The 17,363-nt window shown below is 71.7% G+C and carries 12 protein-coding genes; 4 read left to right on the top strand and 8 right to left on the bottom strand.

Features of this window, described 5'->3' with window-relative positions; all coding sequences use genetic code 11:
- Positions 1-56: 56 nt before the first annotated feature.
- Complete coding sequence (locus tag MFF21_RS20570) at positions 57-707, bottom strand: hypothetical protein (protein WP_238313520.1); 651 nt, start codon at positions 705-707, stop codon at positions 57-59.
- A gap of 34 nt (positions 708-741) precedes the next feature.
- Positions 742-1,959 (bottom strand): ATPase, encoded by a 1,218-nt coding sequence (locus MFF21_RS20565; protein WP_238313518.1) that lies wholly within the window; start codon positions 1,957-1,959, stop codon positions 742-744.
- A 333-nt stretch (positions 1,960-2,292) separates the two neighbouring features.
- Between MFF21_RS20565 and MFF21_RS20560 the strand changes: the two genes are divergently transcribed.
- Entirely contained in the window at positions 2,293-4,161 is a 1,869-nt protein-coding gene (locus tag MFF21_RS20560; protein ID WP_238313516.1) for a cation:proton antiporter domain-containing protein, read from the top strand.
- Between the two features lie 7 nt (positions 4,162-4,168).
- Here MFF21_RS20560 and MFF21_RS20555 read toward each other — a convergent pair whose 3' ends face one another.
- Positions 4,169-4,672, bottom strand: coding sequence for a hypothetical protein (locus tag MFF21_RS20555; RefSeq protein WP_238313514.1), 504 nt, complete (start codon positions 4,670-4,672; stop codon positions 4,169-4,171).
- A gap of 264 nt (positions 4,673-4,936) precedes the next feature.
- Between MFF21_RS20555 and MFF21_RS20550 the strand changes: the two genes are divergently transcribed.
- Positions 4,937-6,112 carry a vWA domain-containing protein gene (locus MFF21_RS20550; RefSeq protein ID WP_238313512.1) on the top strand — a complete coding sequence of 392 codons (1,176 nt, stop codon included), beginning with the start codon at positions 4,937-4,939 and terminating at the stop codon, positions 6,110-6,112.
- A gap of 9 nt (positions 6,113-6,121) precedes the next feature.
- Here the strand turns inward: MFF21_RS20550 and MFF21_RS20545 are convergent, their stop codons facing one another.
- Together MFF21_RS20545 and MFF21_RS20540 are read right to left on the bottom strand one after the other, a co-directional pair.
- Entirely contained in the window at positions 6,122-6,442 is a 321-nt protein-coding gene (locus MFF21_RS20545) for a 2Fe-2S iron-sulfur cluster-binding protein (protein ID WP_238313510.1), read from the bottom strand.
- Between the two features lie 197 nt (positions 6,443-6,639).
- Positions 6,640-6,978, bottom strand: coding sequence for an Hpt domain-containing protein (locus tag MFF21_RS20540; RefSeq protein WP_238313508.1), 339 nt, complete (start codon positions 6,976-6,978; stop codon positions 6,640-6,642).
- A 312-nt stretch (positions 6,979-7,290) separates the two neighbouring features.
- On the opposite strand from MFF21_RS20540, the gene MFF21_RS20535 reads away from it, so the two are divergent.
- Positions 7,291-14,088, top strand: a complete 6,798-nt coding sequence (locus tag MFF21_RS20535) for an apolipoprotein A-IV repeat region-like domain-containing protein (protein ID WP_238313506.1) — start codon at positions 7,291-7,293, stop codon at positions 14,086-14,088.
- A 108-nt stretch (positions 14,089-14,196) separates the two neighbouring features.
- Here MFF21_RS20535 and MFF21_RS20530 read toward each other — a convergent pair whose 3' ends face one another.
- Positions 14,197-14,634: a helix-turn-helix domain-containing protein gene (locus MFF21_RS20530; protein WP_238313504.1), complete on the bottom strand. Its 438-nt coding sequence runs from the start codon at positions 14,632-14,634 to the stop codon at positions 14,197-14,199.
- A gap of 74 nt (positions 14,635-14,708) precedes the next feature.
- Here MFF21_RS20530 and MFF21_RS20525 point away from each other — a divergent pair, with 74 nt between their 5' ends.
- A complete protein-coding gene (locus MFF21_RS20525) occupies positions 14,709-15,587 on the top strand; it encodes a class I SAM-dependent methyltransferase (RefSeq protein ID WP_238313502.1) in 879 nt (292 codons plus the stop codon).
- Positions 15,588-15,600: 13 nt separating this feature from the next.
- Here MFF21_RS20525 and MFF21_RS20520 read toward each other — a convergent pair whose 3' ends face one another.
- Complete coding sequence (locus MFF21_RS20520) at positions 15,601-16,041, bottom strand: DUF1489 family protein (RefSeq protein ID WP_238313500.1); 441 nt, start codon at positions 16,039-16,041, stop codon at positions 15,601-15,603.
- A 61-nt stretch (positions 16,042-16,102) separates the two neighbouring features.
- Positions 16,103-17,275: a hypothetical protein gene (locus tag MFF21_RS20515; RefSeq protein WP_238313498.1), complete on the bottom strand. Its 1,173-nt coding sequence runs from the start codon at positions 17,273-17,275 to the stop codon at positions 16,103-16,105.
- Positions 17,276-17,363: the final 88 nt, after the last annotated feature.

Here is a 17,363-nt window from a genome sequence, read left to right as displayed (position 1 = left end):
CGATCCGCGCTCGTCAATCTGGCGCGGGTGCGAGCCTGACCTGGCCGCGTGCCGTTCTACAGCGTCTTCCCGTCGTGCCAGACGCAGTTGCGCGCCAGGATCTCCAGGTTCACGTCCGATTTCTGCGGTTGCGGCAGGGTCTTGCCGTCCATGGCGAGGTCGATCTTGATCTCGACCTGCCCCTTCGGCTCGTTCGAGCGACGGGAGAAGTAGCAATATTGCTGGAAGGGCTTGTCCTCGTTGGCCTTGAAGTTCCAGCCGGAGACGATCTGCCCGTCGAGATAGGGCACCTGCTTGAACACGGTGAAGGTGGTGTTCACCGGCGCCTTCGAGGCGGCGGTCGCCTCCTCGTTCAGCTGGGCCTTGGTCGGGGTCGGCACGCTGCTCGACGGCTTGGGCAGCCCCTCGAGCTTCAGGGTGTTGTCGGTGAGCGTCACCTCGCCCTTGGTCTTCAGCGTCACGTCGGAGAGGGCGGCCTGCATCGCCGCGGCGATCTTCTCCGCCGCGGAATCGAACTGGTTCATGTAGGCGTAGCCGTAGGAGGCGGCGCCGAGGCCGATGCCGGCGAGCGCCGCGAAGGCGCCCGCGCCCAGGGCCCGGAACAGGAAGGCGCGGGCGGCGATGATGCGCGCCTCCGCCCGAAGGCGGCCGTTGACGTTCTGTGCGAGCACGATGTTCTCGTGCGTGCCGGGCGTGTGGAGGCTCATTGGGGCGCGCTCACGGTCTCAGCGTCTCACGGTCTCATGCCCCGGCGCTCGCCGGGGCGGCGCCGGGAATGTTCGACTGGGCCGGTGGCCCCTGCCGCCGGTCGAGGGGGATCACGGCGCCGGAGGCGGCCTCTCGGTGGCTGTCCTCCCGCGGTCTCGCCGGAGCGAGGCCCAGATCCTGCCGCAGGGATTCGGTCAGGGAGGCGATCAGGTGCGGCGCGGCCTCCGGGTCGACCACCGCGCCGAGGTCGTCTTCGTCCATGAACGTCTTGCGCACCGAGACCGCCGAAAGCGCCAGGATGGTGGAGGCGAAGGCGGCGCAGAGCGCGGGCACGAACACGAAGATGCGCAGGAAGGCGTGGACCTGGCTGTCGGTCACGTCGATCGGATCGACGCCGTAGACCATGGCGGTGAAGGAGTGGAGCTGCGAGCGGTTGACCGCGTTGCGGTAGGCCTGCTCGGCATCGGCTACCTTGCGGTCGGCGGCGCCGCGGTCGAGCTGGGCGCGGGCCTTGCGGGCCTCTTCCAGATCCTTGGTCACGCCGGCCCGGTCGCTGCCGGCCTTGGCCACCGCCGCGTTGAGGGTCGCGGTGCGCGGATCGGTGACGCATTTCAGGTTCGAGTAGCGCATGCCCCGGCTGTTGGTGCCGTAGACGCGCTCGCAGCGCTGGGCCGGCAGGCCGGCGAGCTGGGCGGCGTTCTCGCCGGCCCGCTTCTCGATCTGCTCCAGCTCGGCGGTGTATTGCTCGACGCGGGCATTGGCGGCGGCGATGCGGGTGTCGAGGCTGTCGCGGTCGGCCTGGGCGTCCTTCAGGGCGGTCTTGGCCTTGGCCGCTTCCATCAGGCGGGGATGGAACATCATTTCGCCGAGCTGGGAAACGGACTTGGTGGTCACGCCCGCGGCGAACACGATGCCGATGATGGCGAGCCCCTTCACGAACCAGGAGCGCTGGGTGCGCGCCAGGATGCCGAGGGGCACGCGGCAGAGCTCCACCGCCGCGTAGACCAGGGGCGCCAGCAGCATGAAGTAGAAGCTGCGGTCGTCCCCGTCGCTGTAATAGCCCGCGAACAGCCAGGCGCCGGCGAGCGAGGCCCCGATCACCATGAACTCGACGAGATAGGCGATCGCAACATAGCCCCACTTGATGCGGTAGCCGCGCTCGACGTCGCGCTGGTGTTTCCAGCGATGCTGGTCGAGCGCCCATTCGCGCGCCTCGCGCTGGACGTCCCGGTTGGGGGGCACTTTCCGCATGGATCACTCGGGGCTTCGGCCGCGGGCGGCGCGTCTTAACACTTCCGTAAGGTCTGCCCTTATGCGGGTATTGTGCCGAAGTTGTGCCGTCGAGCGCTTCGCGGACACGAGGCGGTGGACGGCGACATTTCCCGCACAGGATGCGTCCACCTCGTGCGGCAGGACACATCGCGGCGCCGGCCTCGGATGAAGCGCGGCCTTAGCGATGGAAATTTCCCCATGGCTGGCGGAAGACGCGGAAATTCGGTTGCCGTGCCGCGGGTTGGCTCGCCATGATGGGGCGGGCCTTGGCGTGCCCGGCCCCGACCATCCGGAAGGCGACACCCGCAGGCGATGACCGAAACACCCGTGGCCGGCGCGCAGGTCGCAGCCGAAGCCGGCGCCCATCTCGGCTCCTACAGGGAAGCGATCATCTTCCTGGTGACCGCGGGCGTGATCGTGCCGCTGTTCCACCGCCTGCGGATCAGCCCCGTCCTCGGCTTCATCGGGGCGGGCGCCCTGCTCGGGCCCTTCGGCCTCGGCAAGCTCGCCCTCGGCCATCCCTGGCTGTCGCACTTCACCATCGGCAACCGGGCGGAGATTTCGCATCTCGCTGAGTTCGGCGTGATCTTCCTGATGTTCATGATCGGGATCGAGCTGTCCTGGGAGCGCCTGCGCATGATGCGCCGGCTCGTCTTCGGCTTCGGCGCGATCCAGGTCGGCGTCTCGGCGGTCCTGCTTGGCCTCCTGCTCGCCCTGCTCGGCAGCCCGCTCGCCGGGGCGATCATCGTCGGCATCGCCCTCGCGCTCTCCTCGACGGCGGTGGTGCTGCCGGTGCTGGCCGAGCAGCGCCGGCTCAACACTCCCGCCGGCCGCACCAGCTTCGCGGTGCTGCTGTTCCAAGACCTCGCGGTCGCCCCCGTGCTGTTCGCCATCGCGGTGCTCGGCAACAATGGGGGCGGCAATGTCGGGGCGGCCATGGCGCTCGCCCTGCTCCAGGCGATCGTCGCCCTCGGCGTGATCGTGGTGGGGGGGCGCCTGGCGCTGCGCCCGCTGTTCCAGCTCGTGGCGCGCACCAAGAGCCCCGAATTGTTCATGGCGGCCTGCCTGCTCGTCATCGTCGGCACGGCGCTGACCGCGGCCGCGAGCGGCATGTCGATGACGCTCGGCGCCTTCGTCGCCGGCCTGCTGCTCGCCGAGACCGAGTATCGCCGGGCGATCGAGGCGACGATCGACCCGTTCAAGGGCTTGCTGCTGGGTGTGTTCTTCGTGTCGGTGGGCATGAATCTCGATCCCGCCCAACTCCTCGCCGCCCCGGGTGCCATTCTCGGGCTGTCGCTCGCGCTCCTCGTCATCAAGGGCGGGGTGATCGTGCTCGCCGCCCCGCTGATGGGCATTGCCCGGCCGGTGGCTCTGGAGGCCGCGCTCCTGCTCGGGCCGGGAGGCGAATTCGCCTTCGTGCTCATCGGCGGCGCCATGGTCGGGGGCCTCGTGCCGGAGAATGTCGGCCAGGCCGCCCTGATCGTCACGACGGTCAGCATGATCGCGATCCCCGCGCTCGCCGCGGCGGGCCGGCGGATCGGCAAGCGCGTCTCGAAGGAGCAGCTCGGCCGCGCCCGGGCCGAGCCGCCGCCGGACAAGCAGCAGAACCGGGTGATCGTGGCGGGCTATGGCCGCGTCGGCCGCCTCGTCGGCGACATGCTGAAGCGCCACGACATCCCCTACATCGCCGTCGATGCCGACCCGGCCCGGGTCTCGGAGCACCGGCGCCTCGGCAATCCGGTCTATTTCGGGGATTCCGCCAATCCGGAGATGCTGCGCCGCTGCGACATCGCCACCGCCCGCGCCCTCGTGGTGACCCTCGACAACGCCTATGCCGTCGAGGCCGTGGTGCAGGCGGCCCGCGCCGAGCGGCCGGACCTCACCATCGTCGCCCGGGCCCGCGACGCCAAGCACGCGACCCAGCTCTACGAGATGGGGGTCGACGACGCGGTGCCGGAGACGATCGAGGCTTCGCTCCAGCTCTCGGAGGCGGTGCTGGTCGATGTCGGCGTGCCGATGGGTCTCGTCATCGCCTCGATCCACGAGCGGCGCGACGAGTTCCGCTCGATGCTCAAGCGCAAGGAATCCGAGTCGCGGCCGGTGTTCCGGGCACGGCGCACCGTCGGCAAGACGCTGGAGCCGCGGGAGGCGAAGGCGGAGACGCCGACCGAGGCGGCTTGAGGCGGTCTCAGTCCCGCCGGTAGGAGGGACCGAAGGACGGCTCCAGCTGCTCGAAGCTCGGCGGCTCGGAATCCGGGGCGCCGGTGCGGCGGGCCTCGCGCAGGCGCTTGGCGGCGGCCGCCCCCGGCTTGCCGCGGGACGCGACGCTCGACGGCACGGTCGCCGGCTCGGGCAGCGCCTCGTTCAGGCTGCAGCGATAGACCACCTCGTCGGCGGGCCCGAGGGCGGCGTGGAGCGGCACGGCCACGGTGTCGCCGGAGAAGCGCCACTTACGGGTGCCCTTGTCCCAGTAGAGCCAGACATTGGTGTCGTGGCCGCGTACGGCGAAGACGGCCGCCTTCTTTGAGAGGGCGTGCACGGTCCGCGGCTCGTACATGCCCTTGCGGCGGTAGGCCGCCTGCATCTCCTCGGATTGCCGCTCGATCAGCGTGTTATGCACGATCTGAATCGTCGCGCCCGGCGTCCGGAGAAACCGTTTGAAGTCGCTGAGCGAGCGCAAGTTGACGTCCATCGGCCGATTCCGATCGATAAATCTCGGCAGGCGCTATCCTTGTGAAACCGCCCGTTTGAAAACTTGATGACGCCCCCTCTTACTGTGCAAAGACTCAGGCCTGGGATATCCACCGGATTCGTGAGCTTTCCACAGGGCGTTACCGCATTGCGGCAGGCGGTTGAGGAATCGTGAACGAAGTTCACGCAACCGCTCACGTTTTGTTCCGAATCGTCTCACCATCTCAGCCTTGACCCGGACGCCCCGCTCGGGCGTTGTCCGGCCATGCTGCTGCAGTTCTTCACGGCCCTGCGCGAGGCCCGGGTGCCCGTCACCCTGCGCGAATACCTGGCGCTGCTGGAGGGCCTTGAGCGCGACCTGCCGGCCAAGCGCGTCGAGGAGTTCTATTTCCTCGCCCGGGCCGTGCTGGTGAAGGACGAGCGCAATCTCGACCGGTTCGACCGGGTCTTCGGCAGCGTCTTCAAGGGACTCGAGACCGTCGGCGAGGCGATGGAGCCGGCGGCGATCCCCGAGGAATGGCTGCGCCGGCTCGCGGAGAAATACCTCACCGAGGCGGAGAAGGCGGAGCTGAAGGCGCTGGGCTGGGACAAGCTGTTCGAGACCCTGAAGCAGCGCCTCGCCGAGCAGAAGGAGCGCCATCAGGGCGGCTCGAAATGGATCGGCACCGGTGGCACCTCCCCCTTCGGCGCCTACGGCTACAACCCCGAGGGCATCCGCATCGGCCAGGACGGCAACCGCAACTTCCGGGCGGTGAAGGTCTGGGACCGGCGCGAATTCAAGGACCTCGACGACACGGTGGAACTCGGGACGCGCAACATGCGCGTCGCGCTCCGCCGCCTGCGCCGCTTCGCCCGCACGGGCGCGGCCGAGGAACTCGACCTCGACGGCACCATCCGCGAGACCGCGCGGCAGGGCTATCTCGACGTGAAGCTGCGGCCGGAGCGGCGCAACGCCGTGAAGGTGCTGCTCTTCCTCGATGTCGGCGGCTCGATGGACTGGCATATCGAGCAGGCCGAGGAGCTGTTCTCCGCCGCCCGCAGCGAGTTCAAGCATTTCGCCCATTTCTACTTCCACAACTGCCCCTACGAGGCCGTGTGGACGCAGAACCGGCGCCGACACGATGAGGCGACGCCGCTCCTCGACGTGATCCGCACCTATCCGCCGGATTACCGGGTGGTGTTCGTGGGGGACGCTTCGATGAGCCCCTACGAGATCATGATGCCGGGCGGCTCGGTCGAGCATTGGAATGAGGAGGCGGGCGAGGTCTGGCTCGCCCGCCTCCTCGATCATTTCCCGAAGGCCGCCTGGCTGAACCCGGTGCCTGAGGCGCACTGGGGCTACACCCAGTCCATCGGCATGGTGCAGCGCATCCTCGGCGGCCGGATGTTTCCCCTGACCCTGGAGGGACTCGACCGGGCGATGCGCGCCCTGGTGCGCTGATCGGCCGGATCAGCCCTGGCGGGCGGGCGTCGTCACCGTGAGGCCGTCGAGGGCGTCGGTCACCCGGATCTGGCAGGACAGGCGAGAATTGGCGCGCACGTCCGTGGCGAAGTCGAGCATGTCTTGCTCCATCGGCTCGGCCGGCCCGACCGCCTCGGTCCAGGCCTCGTCGACATAGACGTGGCAGGTGGCGCAGGCGCAGGCGCCGCCGCATTCGGCGTCGATGCCGGGGACGTTGTTGCGCAAGGCTGTCTCCATCACGGTCGAACCGACCGCGCCGTCGACCGTCCGGGCCGTTCCGGCGCTGTCGACGAAGGTGATCTTGGGCATGCCCTGCTCCGGCTCCTGTTCGTGCGTGCCACACGCGCCGCACGGACCTTGCCTTGGCGGGGCGGGGCGCGGATTGCAAGCGCGATTGCGCGCCGCAGCGCGGTTCCGCCGCGGATGGTCGGATCGGCCGCAGGCGTCGGCCCCTCAGCCCGGAGGGCGCCAGGGATTTCGCCACGGCCTTCGGCGCCCGCTCCTGATCAACGCCGCGGCGACGGGTCACCGATTTCGGCGAGGGTGGCGTCCACCGCCTCGGTCAGGCGCGCGATCGTTTCCGGCGCCGCCTCCCCGCCCGTCCGCAGGCGGGCTTCGAGGGCGCTGGCGAGCGCCGCGACCCGCGTGGCGCCGACCCCGAGGGCCGAGCCCTTGAGGGTATGGGCGAGGTCGGCCCGCTCCGGCCCCGGCCTGTCCGCGTCGCGCAGCGCCGGCATCAGGCTGGTGCATTGGTCCGAGAAGAGCCCGAGCAGCTCCGCAGCGAGAGCAGTATCCCCGAAGGTCTGGGCGTCGAGATGGGCGCGGTCGATCAGCGCGTCGGTCACGGCGGTCTGGGTTCCCTCAAAGCGGCCGGGGGCTCCGGAGCGGGGGGCCCCGCCCGCAATCCACAGCTCTCGCGAGCGCCGTTGGCAAGCGTTTAAGCCTTGCGGCACCATACGATAGCGCGGTCCGCCTCCCCCGGCGGCCATCTTGGTAACCATTCCGTTAAGGTTTTTTGGGCGCTTCGGCCGGCTCGGGTATCCGCAGTTCGCCCGGAGGGCTAGAGTTCCTTGGTAAACGGGTAAATCCGTCTCTTCTGCGGGGGTGCCGCGCCCCCGGTGAGGCGGCTTGCGTAACCTTGCGTAACGAGGCGGTGCATGGCCACGGAAAAGAAGCTGAAAGATCCGGCCGAGGCCGCCCTCTCCGCGATCGAACAGGCTTTGAATCTGGACCTTCCGACTCCGGGCGAGACGCAGGCCCGGGTCGAGCCCCGGCTCCCCGATGTCGGCGACGGCGATCCCCTCACCGAGCCGGCGGGCCGCAAGGCGCCCCCCGCCCTCGATCTCGACGCCGCCCCGGCCGAGGCGCGGCCCGAGCGCGGCCGCAACCGCCGCGAGGGCGGCCTGTTGCCGCCCGACCGCTCCCTCGTGGCCAACGACGACCGCCAGAATATCGGTCTGCTGCAGCAGACCCTGCGGGTGCGTCCCTCGCGCAAGCCCTACGTCTTCGCCGGCATCGCCTCGTTCCTCTGGCTGAACGGCCTGATCGCGCTGGCCTGGGTGCAGTCCGGGGGCGACCTCAAGGGCTTTGTGCTGGGCCTGACCGCCCTGCAGGCGGCGGTGGCCGCCGCGGCCCTCGCCGGGCCGATCGTGCTCTTCCTCATCACCGCGATGCTGGCCGTGCGCGCCCAGGAGATGCGACTCGTCGCCCGCGCCGTGGGCGAGGTTGCGATCCGGCTCGCGGAGCCGGAGAGCTTCTCGACGGATGCCGTCCTCACCATGTCGCAGACCGTGCGCCGCGAGGTGGCCGCGGTCGGCGACGGCGTGGAGCGGGCGCTGGCCCGGGCCGGCGAGCTGGAGACGCTCGTGCGCGGCGAGATCGCCACGCTGGAGCGCGCCTATTCCGACAACGAGATCCGCATCCGCTCCCTGGTCGACGAGCTGATCGCGCAGCGCGAATCCATCGTCGCCAATGCCGACCGGGTGCGCGGCGCCATCGCCGGCTCGCACGAGAACCTGAGCCAGGAGCTCGACGGGGCGGCCGAGCGGATCGTCGCCGCCATCACCAGCGCGGGCGAGCGGGTCACCGGCAGCCTCGACGCCCGCGGCGCCGAGATCACCGCGGCCCTGTCCGAGCGGGGCGATGCCATCACCGCCACCCTGGGCGCGCGCGGCGAGCAGATCACTGCTGCGCTGGGCGAGGCCGGCGAGCGGGTGGTCGGGCTCGTCTCCGAGCGGGGCGACGACCTCGTCCAGCGCCTCACCGTCACCAGCGACGGCGTGCGCCAGAGCCTCGTCGAGGTCGGCGACGGCCTGACCCGCACCCTGCAGGAGCGCGCCTCCGAGGTCGCCCGCTCCTTCGAACTGTCGAGCGGCAGCGTCGGCGCGCGTCTGTCCGACAGCGCCGGGACCCTGGCCCGCACCCTCACCGAGACCGGCGAGGGCGTGGTCGAGGCTCTCAGCCGCCAGAGCGAGAGTGTGCGCGGCACCTTCGAGACCTCGGCCCGGGATCTCGAGGCCCTGTTCCTGTCCCGCGGCGGCGAGCTGACCGACCGCTTCTCCGCCACCGGCCATGCCCTGGCCGAGCGCTTCTCCGCCACCGGGGCGGAGATCACGGCGCGCTTCGCCGAGACGGGCGACGCCCTGCGCATTCAGTTCGAGGGCACGGGCTTCGCCATCTCCGAGGGCATCGCCGCCCGCAGCGCGGCCCTCCGCGCGGAGATCGAGACCGCCGGCAGCGACCTGTCCGAGCTGATCCAGGCCCGCGGCCGCGCGACCGAGGCCGCCCTCAGCGCCGCAGCCACGGGCGCGGCCGAGGCCTTCGTGCAGCGGGCGAACGCCCTGCGCGACGATATCCTCGCGTCCGCTGACCGCGTCACCCAGACGGTGGACGGGCGCGGCGCCGAGCTGACCGGCCGGATCGAGGCGGCGGCGAACCGCCTGCACGACACCATCACCGTCCAGGGGGCCGAGCTCGGCACCAACCTGGAAGCGGCGGGCGAGCGCGTGGCGCGGCTCGTCACCACCCGCGCGGATGCCGCCGCCTCCGGCATCGAGCAGGCGCTGGACCTGCTCGGCTCCACCTTCGAGCGCAACACCGCGAGCGCGGTCGAGGCGGTGCGCAGCGCCGTGCAGACCCTGGCCGGCGAGCTCGGCGCCCGCAGCGCCGAGGCCAGCGCCGTCCTCCGGCGCGAGGTCGAGGAGACCACCATTGCCGTGGGCGCCAGCACGGCGGAGGCCGCTCAGGCCCTGCGCCGCTCGGCGGCGAGCGCCACGGGCGAATTGGAGGCGCGCAGCCTGGAGGCCGTGGAGGCCTTCGAGCGTCGCCTGACGGAGACCGCCGAGGCTTTGGCCGCGCGCACCGCCGAGGCGGCTGACCGCCTGCAGCAGGCCTCCGCCGGCATGGGCGAGGCGGCGCAGCGGCGCACGGCCGAGATCGTCGCCACCTTCACCGGCCTCTCCGAGGCGGTTGCCCGCGCGGCGGATCAGGCCGGGGGCGGCGTCGAGGCCCGCACCCGTGCCCTGATCGAGCAGTATCGCGAGGCCGCCCAGGCCTCCGAGGCCGCCGCCGCCGCCCGCGGCGCCGAGATCGGCACCCGCTTCACCGAACTGTCCCAGGCGCTGGGGATGGCCGCCGAGGAGGCCCTCGGCACCCTGCAGGCGCGCACCGGCGAGATCCTGGCCCAGTTCCGCGGCAGCACCGAGGGCCTGACCGGCGATGTCGGCCAGCGCACCGAGGCGGCCCTGGAGAACCTGCGCGGCACGATCCGCCAGATGGCGGAGGAGCTCGCCGCCCGTGCCGAGGAGGCGAGCGGCGCGGTCGCCCGTGCGGCCCAGGGGGCCAGTGGCGACCTCACCGCGCGCATCGGCGAGGTCGAGAGCGCCTTCGGCACCCATGGCCTGACGCTGACGGCCATGATCGCCTCTCAGGCCGACGAGGCCCAGACGAAGCTCGCCGGCACCGGCCGCGAGATCGTGCTCGCCATGGCGAGCCACGCGTCCCGCGTCAGCGATGCCCTCGGCCAGACGGGCGCGGCCTTCGCCGAGACGACCGAGCACCGGGCCAAGGCGATCGACGACGTGCTCACCAACCGCCTCGCCGCCCTGCAGGAAACCATCGCCCGCGGCGACATCCTCGCCGACCGGATCGCCGTGGGCACTCAGGCCTTCGGCGAATCCGTGACCGGTCGCCTGGAGGAGATGGACCGCGTCATTTCCGAGCGCGGCAAGACCCTCGCCGAGACCATCGCCGAGCGGGCCCGCGAGGCCCGCGCGGTGGTCGAAACCCATCTCGGCACCCTCGAGGAGCGTTCGAAGAACCGGTCTGCCGAGATCGGCGAGATCTTCCACCGGCATGCCTCCGAGATCGAGGCGCAGATCGAGGCCCGCGCCGCCGCCCTGAACGAGATGCTGGCCGCGCGCTCCGGCGAGATCGGCCGGGTGCTCGACGACGGCAGTCGTACGCTCTCCGCCGGCTTCGACGAGCGGGCCAAGACCCTGGCCGAGACGATCGCCGAGCGCGGCCGCCTGCTCGGCGAGGCCATCGCCGCCCGTGCCGCCGAGATCGGGGCGCAGATCGAGGCGCGCAGCCACGATCTCGCCGGTCGCCTGGATGCGGGCGCGCAGCGCTTCGACAACGGCGTCCTCGCCCGCCTTGAGGCGGCCAGTGCCGCCCTCGACGAGCGCAGCCGCGCCCTCGACGAGACGTTCGCGGCGCGGGCCGGCGAGACGGTGCATCTGATCGAGACGCGGACCCGCGCCCTCGATGCCGAGCTCTCCCGCCAGGTTCAGGCGCTGGTGGCCCTGATCGAGGCCCGCGGCGGAAGCGCCCAGGAGGTGCTGGCCGCCCAGACGGACAGCCTCGTCAAGGTGTTCGACGAGCGCACGGGGGCCCTGTCCGGCCTGATCGAGGAGCGCGGCCGTGCCGTCTCCCTGGATCTGTCCGGCCGCATCACCGAGCTGGCGCAGGTGTTCGAGCGCGGCGGCCAGTCCCTCGGCAGCGAGTTCGACCGGCGTGGCGAGGGCCTGCTGTCGGCCCTGCGCACGCTCTCCGCGGAGATCGACCGCGCCCTCGGCGACGGGAGCGGACGCCTGCATGAGATCGTGGAGGGCCGCGCGAACGAGATCCGCGCCCTGCTCGAGAGCCATGCCGGCGCCTTCGACGAGAGCCTCGCCGGCCGGATCGAGCCGTTCCGCGCCGCCTTCGAGGACCGCACCCGCGACCTCGTCGCCAGCATCGAGGCCGGGCTCGGCCTCGCGGCCGGGGCGGTGGATGCCCGCACGCGCCGCCTCGAGGAACTGTTCGACGAGCGCCTGACGGCCCTGGGCAGCGTGGTCGAGGGACGCGGCACCGAGGTCAGCCGGGCTGTCGCGGACCGGGCGCAGGAGCTGCGCGGGTTGTTCGACGAGATCCTGGCCACGATGAACGGCCTCGTCGAGGACCGCTCCGAGGCCCTCACTCACCGCCTCGACGCACAGGCTCGGGCCCTCGCCCAGCTGTTCGACGAGCGGATGGCGAGCCTCGACGGCCTCGTCACGGAGCGCGGCGCCGCCTTCGCCAAGCTGATCGAGGCGCAGGGCACCAACCTGACCCAGGCCGTGGATTCCCGCAGCGAGGCCTTCACCACCCGCATCGACAGCCGCCTGCGCAGCTTCGCCTCCATCGTCGCCTCGCGGGCCGACGCCCTGGCGGAGGCTTTCGACGATCGCCAGGAGGCCTATACCGCCCTGGTGGATCAGCGCACCGCCGCCCTGATCGCGGCGATGGACGAGCGCGTGAACCGGCAGGCGGCTCTGACGGAGGCGCATTCCGAGGTGCTGCAGAAGCTGCTGGACGAGCGCAACGCCGCCATCGGCGCGCTGCTGGAAAGCCGCGGCGGCACGCTCTCCGAGGCCCTCGCCTCGGGCACGGAGTCGCTCACCCGGCTTCTCGACACGCATCGCTCGGATGTCGCCGGTCTGCTGGAGAGCCGCAGCACTGCCCTCACCACCGAGCTCGCGGGCCGCACCGACAGCCTCGCCGGCATGATCGATGCCCGCGGCACCCAGCTCGCCCAGCGCCTCACCCAGAGCGCCGAGCGGATCGCTCACGCGATCGAGGGGGGCACCGGATCTCTGGCCGAGATGATCGACGGTCGCGGGACGGCCCTCGTGGCGGCCTTCGGCCGACAGACCGAGCGCCTGCGCGAGACCGTCGACGGGCCTGCCGCGGCGCTGGTCGCGGCGCTGGCCGAGCGGGGCGAGGCGATCGAGCGGGCCTTCGCCGATCAGGGCACGCCCCTGGTCGAGACCCTGCGCCAGCGCACCGAGGAGCTGGTGGCCCGGACCGAGGCCTCCGCCAACGCCCTGCGCACGGCCATCGACGACGGGGCCGCGCGGACGCTCGCCGCCCTCGCCCGGGCGAATGACGGCCTGCGCGACGATCTCGGCGCGGTGCTGGCGCGGGTCGAGGCGGCCAATGCCGCGCTCACCGACCTCGTCGCCGGGACCGCCGGCAATCTCGGTGCGATCGAGAACGGATTGGCTGCCCGCATCGAGCAGATCCAGTCGGCCCTCGGCACCGTCGCGGCCGAGACCGAGCGCGCCAGCGCCGGGGTGCGGAGCGAGGTCGAGGCTCTGCGCCAGGCGGCCGAGGGGGCCCTCAAGGAAGCCAATGCCCTCTCGGCCTCCCTCGGCCGGAGCGGGCGCAGCCTCGGCGAGCAGGCCAAGGCGCATGCCGCCACCCTCACGGGCGCCGCGGGCTCGCTGGAGAGCATCGAGAGCCGCCTCGCCGCGTCCCTCGACGGTCGCCGCCAGGAGGTCGAGGCCGTGCTGGCCGGGCTGGAGCAGCGCTCCCGCAGCCTGGAGGCGGAGGCCGCCCGCTTCGGCGAGCGCATCGAGCAGACGCTGCGTGCCGCCGAAGCGCGGGCGAAGGAGGTCGGCGAGAGCATGACCCGGACCGCCCAGGCGGCCGGATCGAGCGTCACCGCCGAGTTCGACCGCCTGCGCAGCGGTGCCGACGCGGAGAGCGAGCGTGCCGTCGCGTCGGTGCGCACGGCGATCGAAGCCGCCGCGGCGCAGATGCGCGACGTGTTCGGCACCGCCTCGCAGAATCTCGGCGCCACCATCGCCCAGGTCGGCGCCATGGCCGCCCAGATCCGTCAGGAGCTGGAGGCGACCCGCGGCGAGCTGCAGCGCGGCGTGCTGGAGATCCCCCGCGAGACGCAGGATGCGGCCGGCGAGATGCGTCGCGTCGTCTCCGAACAGATCGAGGCGCTCAACCAGCTCTCGGCGCTGGTCTCGCGCTCGAACCGGGCCGTCGACGTCGCCCAGCCGGTCGAGCAGCGCCGGGTCGCCGAGGGGGGGCGGGCCGCGGCGCCCGCCCCTGCCCCGGCGGCGCTCGCTGCGGCTACGCCCGCTCCGGCGCAGAGCCGTCCTGCTTCGGCCCCGTCGGCGCCCCCGGCCGCGTCCGCCCGCCCGGCCGCCGCAGCCCAGGCGGCGGCGCGCCCCGCCCAGGGGGCGAAGTCCGGTCGCGACAATCGCGGCTGGCTCTCCGACCTGCTGACCCGCGCCTCGATCGACGAGGACGGCGAGGAGGCGGCTCCGGCTCAGGCGGCCCCCGCGCCGGCCAACCGCATCACCCTCGACGCGATCTCCACGGACATCGCCCGGATGATCGACCATCAGGCCGCGGTCGAGTTCTGGCAGCGCTACCGCCGGAACGATCCGAACCTGCTCGACGTGAAGCTCTATACGGGCCCCGGCCGGCAGACCTTCGTCGAGGTGGAGCGACGCTACCGGACCGATGCGGAGTTCGCCCGCACCGTCGACCGCTACGTGGGCGAGTTCGAGCGCCTGCTCGGCGAGGTGACCCGCAACGACACCGACACCCGCCGGGCCGACGCCTATCTCACCTCCGAGACAGGCAAGGTCTACACCCTGCTGGCCCATGCCAGCGGCCGGTTCGAGGGGATCTGATCCCTTAAGATCCTGGAGATCGGAAGGCCGGGACCCCGAACGGGTCCCGGCCTTTTTTGGGTCGATGCGGCCCCTCCCGCCTCGGGCAAGCGAGGCGTCGAAGAAGGGCTATGCCGGGACGCAGGAGAGCGCCTTCCTTCGCCCGGGCCGTCCCGCCCTGCGGGCTGCGGCGGCGCCCAGGATCCGGCGGAAGGTCGGGCATTCCATATGGCTCGGCGCGCCGCAGGCGGCCGCGTGGATCAGCCCGTCGCGCAGGGCCGTGAGTTTTCGGATGGTGTCGTCCAGTTCGCTCGCCTTGGCGGCGAGAAGCGCCCGGTCGATCCGAGGGCTTCCGTCCGGCGCGAACATCCGGGCGATCTCGTCGAGGGAGAAGCCGGCGGATCGGCCAAGGGCGATCAGGGCCACGCTCTGCAGGACCTGGGCCTCGAACAGGCGCCGAAGTCCGCGTCGGCCGACCGAGACGATGAGCCCCCTCTCTTCGTAGTAGCGCAGCGTCGAGGCGGGCACGCCGGAGCGGCGGGCGACCTCCGAAATGTCGAGCAGCATACTCCCTTGACCTCAAGTCGACTTGAAGTGGCACGGTGACGCTTCTTCGTTTCACGCGCAAACGGAAGGTAGCGATGACGACCACGCAACACGCTGTGGAAGAGGACCAGGCCGGCGTCTGGAACGGCCGCGCCGGCCATGCCTGGGTCCAGGCGCAGACCCTGCTCGACGACCTGTTCAGGCCCTTCGAGGATCTGCTCTGCGAGGCCGTCGCGGCCTCGCCCGACCGCCCGGTGCTGGATGTCGGCTGCGGGACCGGGAGCACCACGCGCGCTGCCGCGGGCGCCACGAGCCCGATGATCCCGGTCACCGGCATCGATCTGTCCGTGCCGATGATCGAGGCCGCCCGTGCCCTGTCCGCTTCGCTGGGCGAGAGGGTGCGGTTCGTCTGCGCCGATGCCGAGCGCTACGTCTTCGTGCCGAAGAGCTTCGGGACCGTCATCTCGCGCTTCGGAATCATGTTCTTCGCCGATCCCGTCCGCGCCTTCACCAATCTCAGGGCCGCCGCGCAGGAGGATGCGCGGCTGCGCGCCGTCTTCTGGCGGAGCGCGGAGCAGAATCCCTTCATGACGACGGCCGAGCGGGCGGCCGCCCCGCTCCTTCCCGAGCTTCCGCCGCGCCGGCCGGATGGGCCGGGCCAGTTCGCCTTCGCGGACGCGGACAGGGTGCGGTACATCCTGGGGGCGAGCGGATGGGGCGATGTCGTGATCCGACCCATCGACGTTCCCTGCACGATGCCCGAACGGGATCTCGCCGAGTACGTCACGCGCCTGGGCCCGCTCGGCCGGATCCTGCCGGATGTGGATGCGCCGCGCCGCGCGGAGATCGTGCGGCGGGTCCGGGCTGCCTTCGATCCGTACCTGCACGGGGAGGCGGTGCGCTTCGATGCGGCCTGCTGGCTGCTGGAAGCGCGGGCCACGCACGCCGCCGGCTCGATGGCCCCGATCGGTTGAACGTGCGGCCGGCTCAGATCAACCCCATCGCGGCGAGTTCCCGACGCAGCGATTCCGGCATCTCGGCGAGGTCGCCCGAGGTGCGGGCATCGAGGTCGGTGGGGGCGTCGCGCGGTTCCAGATAGCGCCAGCCCTGAAAGGGCCGGCAGGGCCGTGGCGAGACCGGCACCACATGGGGGTCGAGCACCAGCCGGCAGCGGCCGATCCCGTCGGTTCCGGTGAAGGGGTCGATCCGGGTGATGGCCTGCCGGCACAGCAGGGTGCCCTTGATCACCCAGTAGATCGAGCCCTTGCCGGCAATCGCGCCCGCCCGCTTGGGGATCATCCGGGTGGTGTGGAAGGGGGCCGGATCCTGCCCGCTGCGCAGGGCCTCCTCGCGATGGCGGACGATGCGCGCCTCCAGCTCCTCGATCGAGCCGGGGCCGACGCAGAGCTTGAGCAGATGGAGCGCCATCCCGCCCCTCTACATCAGGCGGGGGCCGCGCACGAGCCGTCCCGCCGGCGAGGGGACGTGCTCACGAGAACAGCGCGATCTTCTCCTCGATCGTCAGGCTGTCGAGATCGCCGAACACCGCGGAGAGATCGACTTCGCCCAGCTCGGCTTCGGCTTTGGTCTCGGCTTCCGCGGGGGCGGCCTCGACCTCCGCGTCGAAGGCCTCGACGTCGTCGGAGGGGACGACGAGTTCAGGCTCGGTGGCCGGCGGAGGCGTTTCGGGCTCGATCGCGAGGAGGACCGGCTCGTCCTCGAGCTCGGGGTCGCTCGCCGCGTCCGCCAACGCCGCTTCCGGGCTCTCCGGCATCTCGGCCGTTTCGACGGCGGCCTGTTCGACCCTGCCCTCCTCGGCGAGGTCCTCCTCCGGGACGAAGTCCTCGGTCACCAGCGCCAGGGCCGCGACCGGGGCCACCGGCGCGATCTCGGCCGCTTCCGGGACCTCCGGCAGGAAGACGAGATCGTCGGCGAGCGCGGAGGTTGCCGGAAGCGGCGCCTTGGGCGTGGGCGCCTCGGCATTCGGCTCCATGTCGATGAAGCGGTCGACGTCGCTCTGGCTGAGGTCGAAGGTCGTCGGCGTCGTCCGGCTCTCGTGCGCGGACGGGGCCGGCTCGATCGGCTCCCCCCAGATCGCGATCATCGAGGCGATGCGCTCTTCCAAGTAGCGCAGCGTATGGACGATGCGGCCGGTGCGCTGGGCGGTGAGGTCCTGGAAGGAGCAGGCCGTGTAGATCTGGGTGGCCCGGCGGTCGAGCTCGTCGCAGACGCCGGCATCGGCGCCGGTCTCGCGCAGGGTCCAGGCGGCCTCCTGCACGTTCTCGGCGGCGCCCAGGATGTCGGAGGTCGCCCGCTCGGTGTCGCGCACGATGGCGTCGAGGGCCTCGGAGGCCATGGTCAGCCGGCTCTGGTCCCGCTCCGGGGCGTTGAGGGCGGTGATCTCGACCTTGGTCCGGGCGATGGCGTCGGCCATGTCCATCAGGTCGCCGCGCAGGCGGCCGACGCCCTCCCCGGTCCGATCGCTGGTGACGGCGTTCTCCAGTCGGCCGATCGCGTTCAGCAGCAGATCGGTGTCGGCGTTGCGGTTGCGCCGGGCGAATTCCGACAGGAACCAGCGGCCCCGGGCGGTCTCGCGCACCGCGGCCTCGATCAGGTCGTACTCGGACGCGTCCAGCGGCGTCAGCGAACGGGAACTCGACATGAACACCACACGCTTCGGGCCCGTCGGCACGGGGCGCAGCGCCCGCACCGGCCGGCACGTTTCGAAGTTCCGCGCAGTTTGACACGGG

The organism is Methylobacterium organophilum, from assembly GCF_022179465.1.
In the GTDB taxonomy this organism is placed as follows: domain Bacteria; phylum Pseudomonadota; class Alphaproteobacteria; order Rhizobiales; family Beijerinckiaceae; genus Methylobacterium; species Methylobacterium organophilum.
Note: the sequence above shows the minus strand (reverse complement) of the source record. Positions and strands in the feature narration are given on the sequence as shown.